We start from the raw sequence: 13,148 nt of genomic DNA, 5'->3' as shown, positions 1-13,148 counted from the left end.
GGCGGGTTATGGGGGCGGGGGCCGGTCTGGCCCCCCGGGGGGGGGGGGCCCCCGGGGGCCCCCCGCTCCCGGCTTTTCCGTGGGAAGGGCGGCGCGCCGTCCCGGGGGGAAGGGAGCGCCCAGGCCCGGGCGTTCAGTTCAACCAGGGCTCGAAGAGTTTGTGCACTTCCCGCATCTCCGCCTCCATCTCCGCGAAGGAGGGCTTCTGCACCGGGTGGCGGGTGATGATGGTCTGGCGCACGGTCATGGCGAACTCGTCCCAGCGGGCTATGCCGTAGACCTCGGACAGCAGGAAGAAGGCCTCCTTGCGGACTTCGGGGTCGGTCAGATCCTTCTTTTCGCCCGCGAAGAAGCTCTTCACCTTGTCGATCCATTCCATATGGGTACCTCCAGGGTCGTGCGTTGGGTGTGATTGCTGGGCGTGGCCGTTATTTTCCGGGTTCCGGGTAGTTGGTCCGGCAGAAGCGGATGCACCAGTCGTTCCCGGAGTCCACCACGGGGCCGCAGCCGTCGAGCGCGTGCGACCGGACGAGCCTGGCATGGCTTCGGGCGCAGCCCTCCATGCAGGTGTCGAGCGAGGCCACCTCGGCCTCCAGGGTTGAGGCGTAGGCTTCGCACACGGAGATGTTGTCGCAGTCGGCCATGCGGCTCGCGTTGGTCTGGTAGCAGTTGCCCCTGAATTCGGTGATGGTCAGGGGCTTTGTGGCCAGGCAGCCTGCGGCGGCGGCAAGTACCGCCAGCAATGAGCACAACGACAGGATGCGCATGGTGGTCCCTCCTTGTGGCCCTTGGGGTAAGGCCTGATGCTGCATGAATACACGTGCCCCAGCGGAAAGCAATATCCCTGGCGGGGCTTCAGCGCACCGGCACCCCGCGCGACGAGAAGGAGATGCCTTGCTGCGAGCTGGTGCCGATCATCACGGCTTCGGCCAGGGGCTGGCTCACCGGCCCGTCGGCCTCCCAGCGCACCAGGAAGTTGGCCCCGGAGCCCCCGGAACGGTCCCGCTCGGCCACGATGGCCTCCCAGGTCATCATGGGGCCGAGCGCCGTCTTCGACGTCAGATAGGAGCGCACCAGCCCGCCGTTGGTGTCGTAGTAGTCCACGGAGACGAGGCGGATGGGGCGTTCGGGGTCCGTGTTGCGGATGGAGAGCGTCACGGTCAGGTCCAGGGGCAGGTTCTTCATGCCGTGGTAGATGTGGGAGTAGCAGGGCACGTAGATGGCCTGGACGGCCGGCGACTGGACGGCCGGCGTTTGGGCGCGGGCCGGGGCGTGCGTCAGCAGCATGAGCAGGAGCGCGCAGAGCAGGGTGCGAAGGGCCGTGGGCAGCATGGGGCCTCCTTGCCGTGGTGATGGCGGCTTCCGCCGCCGGTCAGGCCATCAATAGCTTTCCCGGGCGGGTCCATGCAACGTGGAAGTGCGCTGTAACCGAATGGGCCCGGGAACACACTATGACATCGAACGCGTTCGCATCGAATCACTCTCGGAGGTTATCGTAATGAAACGTTTCGCAGCAGCATTGGCGATTGTGGCCGCACTGGGCGTAGCCGCCTATGCGGCGCAGGACGCCCCGCAGATGCCCCCGCATCCGGACGGAGGCTTCATGCACGACGGCGGGCGTGGAATAATCAAGATGACGGAGGAGCTCGGCCTCTCCGCCGAGCAGAAGCATTCCGTGGCCCAGATTCTCAAGGACAGCCGCGAACAGGGCAAGGCCCTGCGCGAGGCCATGCACAAGGCCATGGAAGGCATGCACGCCGTGATGGACTCCACCCCCGGCGACGAAGCCGCGGTGCGCAAGGCGGCCCAGGCCGTTTCCAAGGCCGGCGAGGAGTTGGCGGTGCACATGGGCAAGGTCAAGGCCCGCATCGACGCGGTGCTCACGCAGGAGCAGAAGGCCAAGCTGGCGCAGCTCAAGCAGGAGCGCAAAAACAAGTTCAAGGATCGTTTCGAGGGCAAGGGCAAGCAGCTCGACGAGTGGATCGAGAAGAACCTGAAGTCCTGATCGGCTGAGGCGGCAACAAGCAAGACCCCGCCGGGAGAACCCTCCCGGCGGGGTTCTTTCGTTGTGGGGCCTGTTGCGACGTTCAGCCCTTGGGGTGCAGGGGCAGGCGGATGGTGAAGCGTGTGCCCCCTCCGGGGACGGAATCCACCTCGATGGCGCCCTTGTGGTTGTCCACGATGATGAAATAGGAGACCGAAAGCCCCAGGCCCGTGCCCTCGCCCGTGGCCTTGGTGGTGAAGAAGGGCTCGAATACGCGCTTGCGCACGGCCTCGGCCATGCCGGGGCCGTTGTCGGCCACCTCCAGCACGGCGTAGTCCCCTTCCTGGTGCGCCAGAAGCTCGATGCGTGGCTGACGGCCGCTCTCCTGATCCGTGTTCATGGCCTGGGCCGCGTTCCTGAGCAGGTTCATGAGCACCTGCTCGATCTGCGTGGCCGTGCAGGGCACGGGGGGCAGGCTGCGTTCGATCTCGATGTCGATCCGGATCTTGCGGAAGTCGTACTTCTTCTTCAGGTCGTAGTCGTTGGAGCAGAACTCCACGGCCTTGGCGAACAGGTCTTCCGCGGGCACGGGAGCCTTGACCGACTCGGCCTTGCGGCTGAACTCCAGCATGTGGGCCACGATGCGCGCGGCCCTGCGCCCGGCCTCCTCGATGCCTTCGAGCATCCGGGGGATGTTGCGCCTCTCCAGGTAGTCCCGCAGGGGGGCAATGGCGCAGCCGCTGGCCTCGGCGGCGGCCAAGTTGGCCGAGGTTTCGGAGAACAGGCGCATCCTGAGCACCTGGGCGCTCTGCAGAATGGCGGAGAGGGGGTTGTTGATCTCGTGGGCCATGCCCGCGGCCAGCCCGCCGATGCTCATCATCTTCTCGGTCTGGACCATGAGCTCGTACAAGCGCTTGCGCTCGGTGATGTCGATGCCGATGCCGGTGAAGTAGTCCTTGCCTTCCATGGTCAGCGGCACGGCGGTGAACAGGAAGAGCCTTTTGGAGCCGTCCTTGCATTGCAGGTTGCCCTCGGCCTCGGAATAGCCGTCCACGGGGATGCGCGCCACGGCGGCGGTGATGTTGGCTATCTCGTCGGGGTCGTCCTTGTACCAGTCGAAGAGCGTCATGCGTGAGAGCTCCTCGTCGGTGTAGCCGGTGAGCTCCGAGTGCTTCTTGTTCCAGCGAACCAGGCGTCCCTGGTCGTCGTAGACGTAGAGCAGCCCGGGGATGCTGTCCATGACCGCCTCGGAGAAGGCCTTCTCCCGCTGCATGAGCTCCTGCGCCCGCTTGCGGTCCGAGATGTCGCGCGCGGAGACGATCAGGCGGTCCTGCTGGCCGAAGCGGGCCACCCGGCAGGACACCTCTATCCAGAACAGTTCGCCCGAGCGCTTGCGGGCGTTCCATTCCAGGGTTTGGGGCTCGCCCACGGTGGCCTTGCGCATCACCTCGATGGCCTGTTGCTGGTCGTAGGGGGGCTCGCCGGAGCTGAGTTTCCCCACGTCCAGGGCCAGCATCTCCTCCCGGGAATAGCCGTAGGTTTCGCAGGCCCGCTTGTTGACGTCCAGCAGGGTGCCGGAGCCTATGTCGTGCACGAAGATGCACTCGCTCACGGAGTCGAAGATGGTCTGGAGGTTTTCCTCGCTCTCGCGCTGCCTGAGGCCGGCCAGGTGCTGGTCGGTGACGTCCCGGAAGAGGATCAGGATGTTCTCGCCGATGTTCGCGCCCGAGATCTCCACGTGGCGCACCGAGCCGTCCTTGCAGGTGACCTGGAAGGGCTTTGGGGGGATGTGCGCAAGCGACATCCTGTTCCGCCAGCTTTCGCGCACATAGGCGCGGTAGGCCGGGTCGGGGTAGGCCAGGGGCCACCAGTCGTCCAGATGGGGCATGTCTTCGATATCGTAGCCGAAGGTGCTCAGGAATTTTTCGTTGAGGTATTCGACGCTCCCGTCCGGGCCGCAGATGCTGATGGGCAGGGGGGCCATCTCCAGCAGGCGCCGGAAGCGTCCCTCGCTGGCGCGCAGGGATTCTTCGGCGGCGCTCTTCTCCCGGATGATCTGGGCCTGGCGCAGGTTCTGATAGGCGGAGTCGGCCAGCTTGTTGGCGATGAGGTGCAGGGCCTGGGCGATGGCCTGGAACCGCTCCAAGGGCATGAGGGGCACTTCCGAGAGAGCCTCACGGAAGGCTTCCCTGTCAGTCCCGAGGGCGTCGGCATAGGCGAGGATGGCTTCATCGCCAGCGGGGTCGGTCCGCACCTGCCCGATCAGCCAGTTGGCCACGTGCATCCCCCCCACCACGATGCAGGCGCCCGCGTCCCAGAGCCCGCTGCTCAGGCAGCGCCGCACGTTGAGGCCGGCGGGGGTGTAGCGGCCAAGCACCGCGTCGGACTTGAAGCAGTTCGCGCGGCCCAACTCAGTCTTGCGGATGATGTCCTTGCAGAGCCTGCAGAAGTTGCTCGGCCTGGTGATGGGGTTTCCGCTGGTATCGGTTATGACGGAGGCCACGCCCGTCGCGAGAGCGAAGGCGTCCTGCATGGACTGCAGCTCCTCCATGTCGAAGAGGCTGGAGAGCTCGAATTCGCATGTTCCTGGCTGGCCGTTGTGCATGTCCTTGCGCTCATTTCATACTGGAGCGGAGGCGTTTCGCCGATAAAGGCGGAAACTTCATGGCAGAAGCGGACGCACTGAGCCGAAACGCGCCCGCGCGGGAAAAGCGGGCGTCCTGGTTCGCTTTCTTCGCGTCAAAGCTACACCGCTTCCCGATTTCGGGGCAAGAAATAAAGCCAAAGGAGACCGGATTGGTATGGAAGGAGCGGGGCGCCGCCAGACGCCCCGCGGAGAAGTGCTACATGGCGCGGGATCTGGCCCAGCTCTCCAGGTTGTTGGCGTCCAGAGCGCCGGAGATGGAGTCGACGGCACGGCCGTTCTTGAACAATATCAACGTGGGCACGCTGCGGATGCCCATCTGTCCGGCCAGCACCTGCTCGGTTTCGGTGTTGACCTTGGCCGCGCGGATTTCGGGCTCCAGGCGGCGGGCCACCTCCTCGAAGGCGCCTGCCATCATCTTGCACGGGCCGCACCAGGGCGCCCAGAAATCCACCAGCACGGGCACGTCGGATTCGAGCACGTGTTTGGGGAAGGTCGCCTCGGTGAGTTCGACGGATTTGCCGGGGAACAGGGCCTTGGAGCACTTGCCGCACACGGCCGACAACTCCTTGCCGGGGATGACGCGGTTCTTGGTGTGGCAGTGCGGGCAGGGGACACGGCGCGTATCGGACATGGGGGGCTCCTTGTTGTATTGGCCTGGAAAAGGAAATAATAGACGCTTTTAGCAGATTGTCGACAGGAGACGCCATGTTTTTCGTCAACCTCACCCTGCGCGCGGCGCACCGCGACCCTCAACTGCTTGAGGAGTTCCTCGCGCGCGGCGTGAATCCCGAACTGGGCCTGGACCCCGTGCTCATGGACCGCGCCGGGGAGGGCTGGCACCGGGCCCTGGCCGAACGGCTGGAGGCCCAGGGCCTGACCCCCTCGCTGCACCTGCCCTTTTTCGACCTGCAGCCCGGCAGCGCCGACTCCATGATCCGCGCCGCCAGCAGGGACCGCCTCGCGCGCGCCATGCGGACCGCCAGCATCTACCGGCCCGCTCACCTGGTGGGCCACGTGAAGTACGACCACCTGCTCTACATGCGCACCTACGACCAGTGGCTGGAGCGGTCCGTGGAGACCTGGGAGGCCGTGATGGACGCCTGGCCGGACCATCCGCCCCTGTACCTGGAGAACACCTTCGAGCCCGAGCCCTGGATGGTGGCCCGGCTGGTGGAGGCCCTGGCCGGGCGCGGGCGCGACGTGGGCATCTGCCTGGACGTGGGCCACTGGTACAGCTTCGCGGGCGGGCAAGGGCGGGGCAACCTGCTGGAGTGGCTGGAGGGATTCGCGCCCAGGCTCTCCCACCTGCATCTGCACGACAACGACGGCAGCACGGACCAGCACAAGGGCCTGGGCCAGGGCTCCATCCCCTGGGAGCGGGTGTTCCCCTGGCTGGAGGCGCGCGGCCTGGAGCCCACCGTCACCTTCGAACCCCACACCCCGGAGGCCTACAAGGCCTCCATGCGCTACGTGGCGGAAAAGCCCGCCTATTTCGAGCGCCTGGGCGTGAGCGCTCCCGAGCCCCGGGCGAGCTGAGTTCCATCGCCCAGAACGCGAAGCCGAATGGGATTCCAAAGGGAGGAACTCCCTTTGGCCGCCGGAGGCCTTCCGTTCTCCAGCGTCAGCTGGGGCCTCCCCCGGGCCGGGCTGCCCGCGGTATTTGAAGAACATCGGCCAGCCCGGCCCTGGGGAGGCCATGGCTGACGCCACTTCGGCTCATCGCCTCTGAAATGCGGTAATGATACGGGGCCTTCTCCTCACGGCCCTCGCTCGCGCCATATCCGCCGCCGCACAATAAAAAGCCCCGGCCGGGAGGTTCCCGGCCGGGGCTCGTCTCTCATGGGCCGTTCGCCTAGAACTTGACGGCCACCGAACCGTACAGCGTGTTCCCGGTGAGCCTGTTCTCTCCGGCGAAGTCGTAGAGCCATTTGAAGATGAAGCTGACATCCTTGCCGCCGATGGGCGCGGTGTAGCTGACGATGGGGCCTATGCCCGCGCTGGAGGAGTAGAAGGAGCCCGTGGAGGCGCCCTTGCCGGAGTCCGGCGTGGCCTGGGCCACCACGTAGCCCACCGCGCCCACGGCCAGGTTCCTGCCATGGTGGTAGGCCGCGGTCCAGTCCAGGTGGAACTGGTTGCCGGAGAGGTACTTCGTGGCAGTGTTCTCGGTGTTCATCATGTAGCCGGCGTTGAGCGACACCTCGTAGCCCTTTGCGCTGAGCCAGGTGAAGGCCACGTTTCCGTCGAAGCTGTAGTAGTTCATGCCCAGGTTGGTGAGCGTCTTCTTGTTGAAGTAGCCCGTTGGGAAGAAGACGATGGGCATGAGCGCCAGGTGGCACTCCCCGAAGTTCCAGGCCGCCACCGGCCCGAGGAACAGGTCCGAGAGGCCGCCCCGGTTGCCGCTCCCGCTCTTGGAGAAGTCCTGGCGCTTGCCCCTGGGGTCGTGGATGTTGATCTCGCCGCCCACGTTGGTGTTCAAAATCACGGGCACGCCGCCCGCCAGGCCCAGCATGCCGCCCATGGCCGGGGCCTCAACCATGTAGCTGAGCTTGGTCAGGTTGATGGTGGTGTAGGCGTTCAGCTGGGCGAATATCAGACCGCCCTTGAGCGTCTGCTTGAGGCTCTGGGCCATGTAGATGGTGTCGTTGCGGGCGGCGAACCCCTCCCCGGGGATGAGCCCCATGAGGAAATCGCCGTAGGAACCCTGGATGTAGTGGCTGGTGCCTCCCTCGGTGGCCAGCGCGGCGCGCGCGCCCGTCAGGGCCAGGAGTGCGGCCAGCAGCACGGCCAGCGCGGCGCGGGCCGCGGCCTTCTTCGCGGGCGCGGGGCCGCCCGCGCGGTGGGAGCTTGTTGCGTTCATGGCGTCCGCCTAGGGGGCGATGGGTTTGGCCTGGCCGGAGATCTCGGGATAGTCGGCAGGCGCGTCGATGGAGATGGTCATGGCGGTCTTGGCCCCGGCCAGGGCCTTGGCCAGGTTCACCTGCTGCCAGTTCTTGTTGGCGTAGGTGCGGAAGAAGTACCGCTTGTTGGCCAGGTCGGCCACCACGGTCCAGTCCGTGACTTCGAGGACCACGCCGGTGTCCGTCTTCTGCCGGACGGCCCCGATGGGGATGTCCACGTTGTTGATGACGGTCATGGCCAGGGAGACGCCCTCGTCCGCGCTTTTGACGGGCTCGGTGGACTGGCTCAGCGCCACCATGCGCACGAAGCGGCTGGGGGAGGTGAAGTCGCCGGGCAGGCCGAGCAGGCCCGAGCCCTGGCTGAAGGGCAGGATGTTCACCCCGGCCACGGTCATGCCGTTCGCGTTGTCGGGGGAGAGGTTCACGTAGTTGCTCAGGTTGGTGAGCATCCAGTCGAAGTTGGGGGAGTTGGTCAGCACGCCGATGGGGTTGTCGTGCAGCTTGAGCTGGCCGTCCACATACTCGACCACCAGGCTCTTGCCGCTGGCGTCGTGCACGGTGAAGTGCAGGGGGATGGCGCCGCCGGTGGGCTGCATGGGGCCCTGGCACACGCGCACGGTGGCCATGGCCTTGCGCACGTCCTCCACGGTGGCGCAGGTGGAGAGCAGCCAGGTGTTGACCTCGAACTGCGCGATGGTGGAGGAGGCCTTCAGCGGGGTATAGGGCTGGTATTTGACGTAGCCCGGAATGTACAGGCTGCCGACCACCAGGCCCTTCTCGTTCATGCCGTCGGTGACGACGGGCACGCCCTCAACGTTCATGCCCACGAACCCGTACTTCACGGCCCACTTAAGGCCCTTGGAGGAGCCGTCGGGCAGCGTGCCCTGATATTTGTAGCCCTTGGGCACCACGGCCACGCCGGACTTGAAGTTGGCGAACTCCATGGTCCGGGCGTAGATCACGGCCCCGTCCGAAGTTTTCATGCGGATGCTGGTGCAGGACCGGGCCGGCTGGGTTCCGACGAGGACCGAAGCGGCCAGGGATACGGCGAGAAGGCAGGCTGCGGCTATGCGTCTGGGCATGAGGAGGCTCCTTGCGCGTGGGGGTTAAAACAGCTTGGGAAGCACGGGAGTAATGGTCAGCTTGAAGGTCCACTCGTTGCCGGGGATGCTGCGCGGGCGGATAACCGAATAGTCGGCCTCCACGCTGAACTTCACGGGCAGGTTGCCCAGCATCGTCATCTTGGAGACGCCCAGGCCCACGGGCACGGTCCAGCGGTTCTCGGCCTTGGGCTGCATCCAGTCCACCACGATGTTGGGGGCCATGCCCACCTGCCAGGTGGGGGCCGGGGAGTACCAGAGGAAATATTGGGCCTTGGTCAGGCTCACGTCCTTGCGGGCGGCATCTCCGCCGATGGACCACCACTGCTGCGGGAACACGCCCACAACCCATTTCTCGTCCATGTACAGGGCCGCCAGCGCGGGCCCGAGCTGCCATTTGCCGTTGCCAAGCTGCCTGTCCGTGGCGGTGGGGAAGATGGCCGTGGGCCCGGCGCCGAAGATGAAGCCCGAGGACTGGGAGCCGCCCGGGGTGAGCATGGCCATGAACTCCGCGTCGCCCAGGCCCGCCTTGTATTTGACCTTGCTGACGTTGTTGTCGACCGTGGAGAGCCCGGCGGCGTAGGGCGAGCTGTAGACCGGGACCACCGGCCGCGCGACCAGCCTGAGGTCGCTGGCCACGTCGAAGGTGAGCACTGGCTGGAAGTTCCAGTTGAACTGGAGCTTGGGGCTGGCGAAGTCCTGGCCCTTGTCGGAGCGGATGAGGTTGAAGTTGAACTGGTTGGCGATCATCCACAGGTCGCCCACCGGGTTGGAGGACTGCTGGGTGAGCTTCTGCAGGTCCCTCCTCTGGCTTTCGTCAGGGGCTTGGGCGGCCGGGGCTCCCGGCATGGCGAGGAGAATCGACAGGGAGAGGGCGCAAGCGGCGAGGCGACGGGCCAGTTTCATAATGCCGGACCTCCATGGGGTTCCCGGCACGGAGGCCGGGGAGTACGGCAGGACCCGGGCCCTGCCATGGTCAGCCTGGAAACCTTTATCGGCGGCCCGGAAGAGCGCCCCCGTTTTGCGAGAGATCCCGAAGAGTAAAGTGGCGGGTGTCGGTCGGTCAACCGGGAAATCGAAGCGGAGGCGAGGCCGCCGCGGCGAGGGCGTGGCGCGGTCAGCGGTGCTTCTTGTGTTTCCTGCCTTTTGTGCTCAGCAGCCCGCGCTCGCGCACGGGGGCGGTGGTCCAGTTCCGGGTGATGGCCAGCACGCGCAGCCCGAAGGTGACCACGATGGCGGCCAGAGCGGCCAGCAGCGGCGGCGCGGCGGTGTGCAGGCGCAGAGGGATGTAGACCAGGCAGCCGATGAGCGCGGCGAAGGCGTAGAACTGCCCGGGCTTGAAAACCATGGGGCGCTCGCCCGTGAACAGGTCGCGCAGCACGCCGCCGCCGCAGGCGTTGACCACGCCCACCAGCACGGCCGGGGCGAAACCCAGGCCCAGGCCCAGGGATTTCTCCACCCCCACCACGGCGTAGGCCCCCAGCGCGGCCGCGTCCACCCAGGCGATCAGCCGCTCGGAGAGCACCGCCCGCGTGCCGAAGGCCAGCCCGATCACGGCGGCGGCAGCGACCACCATGAGGTAGCGGTCGTCGGAGAGCACGGCGGGCACGCCCGAGTGCAGGAACACCCCGTCGCGGATGAGGGCGCCGCCCACGCCCGTGGCCAGGGCCAGCACGCACAGGCCGATGATGTCGAACTCGCGGCGTATGGCCTCGATCACGCCCGTGAGGGCCATGAGGAACACGGCGGAGAGGTCCAGGAAGATGGGGAGTTGGAAGGGCTGCGCATCCATGGAAGCCGGATACAACGAAAAGCGTGACAGGCAAAGGGGGCCTTGGCCCGCTTTGCCGCCGGTTCCGGGCCGGGAGGCCCCCGTTGCGAGGCCTCGCGGAATGGCCCGCGGGAAAGCCGGACTCGCGGGGACGCCGCCGGGCGGAAATTAAGAAGCCCCCCTCCGCGCGGGAGGGGGGCTCTGACGGGGCTGCGCATGATGCGCGAGCCGGAGTGTTTGTTGGAGGTTCGGTTGCCCGGTTGCCTGTCTCCAGGGTTTCGAAAACCACCTCGGACGTTTGGTCGCTCGTGCCTCCGGGATTCGCCTGCGGGCGGCCTTTGGAGGCTTTTTCGTCCGGCACGCCAGCCTGTGGGGCCTGGGCGCGCTTGGTTGCTCGTTTGCCTGACTGCAGAACCTTGCCGAAAAACCTGGCCGGTAGATCCTCCCGGACCTTTGCCCCTGCCCGCGCGGGCCGTGGGGGGCGCTTTACCGGCCTGCCCCGCCGATTGCGGCTTGGGGCTTTCGTTTACGCTGTTGCCTGATTCCAGTGCCGTCCATTCAAACCATCCGGACCTGCGGTTTCGCCTCGGCTCGTTGGGGGCGAATACCCGGGGCTCACGCCGTCCGGTTTGATTCCGCTCTGGGCGGAATCCGGTTGGTTGACCGGTTGCCTGTCTCCAGTGCCGCGTCTTGCCGCTGGTCGGTTCGGGCCCTTGGGCGGCCCGAGCCGGTCGGGCTGGATGGGCCCGGCCGGGGGCGTTCTCCGCCCGGCGGCTTTGGGGCCTTGGCCCCGGCTCAAGGTGCGGCAGTGACGGCGTTCTCCTGTTCGGGGTTGGCTGGCGCCGCGACCTCTTGCTTCTGATTAGAGAAAATAGTCATTGCCGTGATGAAGGCAAGAGGAAATGGCCTCAAAATTATTAATTTTGGGAAATGGAAGGGCAACCGATGAAAACCGCTGATTATTCAGGGGGCTTGGTCGGCTTCCACCTTGAAGTCGGTCATGCGGACGGCTTCCAGGTCTTCCCCGGTGTGGCTTGGGTCGTGGCCGGTGCGCCGCAACTCGAAACGCACGGTGAGCATCCGGTAGGGGGAGCGCCGCTCCAGAACCAGCTTGTCGAACCCGCGCGGGTCTGGGCCGGTGCTCTCAAAGGCGGCGGCCCACGGTTCGTCGTCGAAGCGGCACCGCACGGCGAAACGGTTGCCCGGCAGTCGGTTGGAGAAGCCGAAATGAACCGTGACGATCTGGCTGCGGGGGTCCGCGTTGCGGTACTGGAACTCCGCGAAGCCGGTGACGCCGGGCTGGGTGGCGCCCAGGATGTCCTCGAGCACGGGCATGCAGGCCAGGTTTTCAAGGGCCGACACCTTGGAGAGCAGGTCCGCCGGGCGCGCCGTGAGCCAATGGCGGGCCGGGAGGGGGCCAAGCTCCTGCACGGGCGCCCGCGCCAGCGGGGCGCAGCCAGTGCCCTGGCCGGGGACGTTGACGCAGGCCGTGGCGTCCTGCGGCGTCAGGCGCTGGGCGCGCAGCGGGTTGGGCTCACTGAAGCGGTCAAGGTACCAGTTGATGGGGCTGACCACTCCGGCCTCGGGGTAGACGTAGACCTTCCCGGGGAAATGGCTGCCGGCCAGGAGGCGGGCGGCCGCCTTGGCCGTGCCGGTGTAACTCTGCTCCTGGTAGTAGGCCGGAGCGCCGTAACCCAGGTAGAGCCAGGCCGCCGCGTAGCACAGGGCGAGCGGCGGCAGCGGGCCGGGGAGCATGCTCAGGGTCCAGCCCAGCCACACGGCGGCCACGGGGAGCAGGAAGAAGAGGTGCCAGGGGTTGAAGTAGGAGCCGTACCCCACCACCACCAGGGCCGCCAGGGGCGCGGCCAGCCAGATGGCTGAGGCTTGGGCCAGGGGGCGGTCCCGGCGCAGGAGCAGGGCCAACCCCGCGAGGGCTGAAGCGGCCAGGGCCAGACGCGCCCAGGGGATGTTTTCCCTGAAGAGAAGCTCCGTCAGCTTGACGAGGCAGGCCAGGGCGAGCCCCCACCTGTCGGCGGGCTGCTCCAGCCCCCGCTCGTGCCCGAGGGAGGCCAGCAGGAACGGAAGGTTCACGGCCGCGGGGACGAGACAGAGCAGCCCGTAAGCCAGGACATGCCGCAGGCGCCTTCCCCATGCGAGGGGGGATGCGAGCAGCACCAGCCCGGCCCCGCCCGCGCACAGGAGCGATGCGTAGTTGAGCAGCAGCGGGGGCCAGAGGGCCAGGGCGGCCCAGGCGGCGTCGCGGAGCCTGCCTTCCCGGGCGTAGCGGCAGGCGAAATAGAACGCCAGCAGGGAGAAGAAGAATATGATCGCATAGGGCCTGAGCTGCCTGGAGAGCAGCACGTGCCATGGCAGCACGGCCACGACAGCCGCCATGGACAGGCCGACCCGCGCGTTCCAGAGGCCGCGCCCGGTCCGCCAGGCCAGCCACACTCCGGCCAGACCGAAGAGCAGGGAGGGCGCGCGCAGCACGGCGTCGTCGTCGCCCACCGCCAGCATGGCCTTGGTCAGCAGGTAGTAGGCGGGAGGGTGGAAGTCGGTCATCAGGGCCCGGCGGATCAGCGACTCCACGGGCAGTTTGGCGACCATGGCCACCAACGCCTCGTCGAACCACAACGAGGGGGTGTCGAACCGCCATAGGCGTATGAGGGCCGCGGCCAGCAGAACCAGCAGGAAATAAAAACGCTCCCTGCATTCGGGAGTGCAGGGAGCGTTCAGTTTGTGCGGCACG

The 13,148-nt window shown here is 66.8% G+C and carries 12 protein-coding genes; 2 read left to right on the top strand and 10 right to left on the bottom strand.

Going from position 1 to position 13,148, the window contains the following annotated elements; genetic code table 11:
• Positions 1–133: 133 nt before the first annotated feature.
• The 3 genes from MLE27_RS14175 to MLE27_RS14165 form a co-directional block, all read right to left on the bottom strand.
• A complete protein-coding gene (locus MLE27_RS14175) occupies positions 134–379 on the bottom strand; it encodes a hypothetical protein (protein ID WP_243312743.1) in 246 nt (81 codons plus the stop codon).
• A gap of 49 nt (positions 380–428) precedes the next feature.
• Complete coding sequence (locus MLE27_RS14170; protein ID WP_243312742.1) at positions 429–767, bottom strand: hypothetical protein; 339 nt, start codon at positions 765–767, stop codon at positions 429–431.
• 88 nt (positions 768–855) lie between these two features.
• Positions 856–1,332, bottom strand: coding sequence for a DUF3124 domain-containing protein (locus MLE27_RS14165; RefSeq protein WP_243312741.1), 477 nt, complete (start codon positions 1,330–1,332; stop codon positions 856–858).
• A gap of 166 nt (positions 1,333–1,498) precedes the next feature.
• On the opposite strand from MLE27_RS14165, the gene MLE27_RS14160 reads away from it, so the two are divergent.
• Positions 1,499–2,005, top strand: coding sequence for a Spy/CpxP family protein refolding chaperone (locus MLE27_RS14160; protein ID WP_243312740.1), 507 nt, complete (start codon positions 1,499–1,501; stop codon positions 2,003–2,005).
• Positions 2,006–2,087: 82 nt separating this feature from the next.
• Here MLE27_RS14160 and MLE27_RS14155 read toward each other — a convergent pair whose 3' ends face one another.
• The gene (locus MLE27_RS14155) at positions 2,088–4,589 is read right to left on the bottom strand and encodes a PocR ligand-binding domain-containing protein (RefSeq protein WP_243312739.1); all 2,502 of its coding nucleotides are present in this window, start codon (positions 4,587–4,589) and stop codon (positions 2,088–2,090) included.
• Between the two features lie 238 nt (positions 4,590–4,827).
• On the bottom strand, positions 4,828–5,262 hold the full coding sequence (gene trxC, locus MLE27_RS14150) for a thioredoxin TrxC (RefSeq protein WP_243312738.1): 435 nt from the start codon (positions 5,260–5,262) through the stop codon (positions 4,828–4,830).
• Between the two features lie 74 nt (positions 5,263–5,336).
• Here trxC and MLE27_RS14145 point away from each other — a divergent pair, with 74 nt between their 5' ends.
• Complete coding sequence (locus MLE27_RS14145) at positions 5,337–6,167, top strand: sugar phosphate isomerase/epimerase family protein (protein ID WP_243312737.1); 831 nt, start codon at positions 5,337–5,339, stop codon at positions 6,165–6,167.
• A 316-nt stretch (positions 6,168–6,483) separates the two neighbouring features.
• On the opposite strand, the gene MLE27_RS14140 is transcribed toward MLE27_RS14145, so the two are convergent.
• The 5 genes from MLE27_RS14140 to MLE27_RS14120 form a co-directional block, all read right to left on the bottom strand.
• A complete protein-coding gene (locus MLE27_RS14140) occupies positions 6,484–7,488 on the bottom strand; it encodes a SphA family protein (RefSeq protein ID WP_243312736.1) in 1,005 nt (334 codons plus the stop codon).
• 9 nt (positions 7,489–7,497) lie between these two features.
• Entirely contained in the window at positions 7,498–8,610 is a 1,113-nt protein-coding gene (locus MLE27_RS14135) for a linear amide C-N hydrolase (RefSeq protein ID WP_243312735.1), read from the bottom strand.
• A gap of 24 nt (positions 8,611–8,634) precedes the next feature.
• On the bottom strand, positions 8,635–9,534 hold the full coding sequence (locus tag MLE27_RS14130) for a hypothetical protein (RefSeq protein WP_243312734.1): 900 nt from the start codon (positions 9,532–9,534) through the stop codon (positions 8,635–8,637).
• Positions 9,535–9,745: 211 nt separating this feature from the next.
• A complete protein-coding gene (locus tag MLE27_RS14125) occupies positions 9,746–10,420 on the bottom strand; it encodes a trimeric intracellular cation channel family protein (protein WP_243312733.1) in 675 nt (224 codons plus the stop codon).
• Between the two features lie 942 nt (positions 10,421–11,362).
• Positions 11,363–13,147, bottom strand: a complete 1,785-nt coding sequence (locus MLE27_RS14120; RefSeq protein WP_243312732.1) for a glycosyltransferase family 39 protein — start codon at positions 13,145–13,147, stop codon at positions 11,363–11,365.
• Position 13,148: the final 1 nt, after the last annotated feature.

Origin of the sequence: Fundidesulfovibrio agrisoli, assembly GCF_022808715.1 — a bacterium.
GTDB classification, from domain to species: Bacteria; Desulfobacterota; Desulfovibrionia; order Desulfovibrionales; family Desulfovibrionaceae; genus Fundidesulfovibrio; species Fundidesulfovibrio agrisoli.
Note: the sequence above shows the minus strand (reverse complement) of the source record. Positions and strands in the feature narration are given on the sequence as shown.

Bases quoted from the DNA above. Each gene is read 5' to 3' on its own strand.
- MLE27_RS14145 (WP_243312737.1), top strand. From the start codon at position 5,337: ATGTTTTTCGTCAACCTCACCCTGCGCGCGGCGCACCGCGACCCTCAA.
- MLE27_RS14130 (WP_243312734.1), bottom strand. From the start codon at position 9,534: ATGAAACTGGCCCGTCGCCTCGCCGCTTGCGCCCTCTCCCTGTCGATT.
- MLE27_RS14155 (WP_243312739.1), bottom strand. From the start codon at position 4,589: ATGCACAACGGCCAGCCAGGAACATGCGAATTCGAGCTCTCCAGCCTC.
- MLE27_RS14165 (WP_243312741.1), bottom strand. From the start codon at position 1,332: ATGCTGCCCACGGCCCTTCGCACCCTGCTCTGCGCGCTCCTGCTCATG.
- trxC (WP_243312738.1), bottom strand. From the start codon at position 5,262: ATGTCCGATACGCGCCGTGTCCCCTGCCCGCACTGCCACACCAAGAAC.
- MLE27_RS14135 (WP_243312735.1), bottom strand. From the start codon at position 8,610: ATGCCCAGACGCATAGCCGCAGCCTGCCTTCTCGCCGTATCCCTGGCC.
- MLE27_RS14140 (WP_243312736.1), bottom strand. From the start codon at position 7,488: ATGAACGCAACAAGCTCCCACCGCGCGGGCGGCCCCGCGCCCGCGAAG.
- MLE27_RS14175 (WP_243312743.1), bottom strand. From the start codon at position 379: ATGGAATGGATCGACAAGGTGAAGAGCTTCTTCGCGGGCGAAAAGAAG.
- MLE27_RS14125 (WP_243312733.1), bottom strand. From the start codon at position 10,420: ATGGATGCGCAGCCCTTCCAACTCCCCATCTTCCTGGACCTCTCCGCC.
- MLE27_RS14160 (WP_243312740.1), top strand. From the start codon at position 1,499: ATGAAACGTTTCGCAGCAGCATTGGCGATTGTGGCCGCACTGGGCGTA.
- MLE27_RS14170 (WP_243312742.1), bottom strand. From the start codon at position 767: ATGCGCATCCTGTCGTTGTGCTCATTGCTGGCGGTACTTGCCGCCGCC.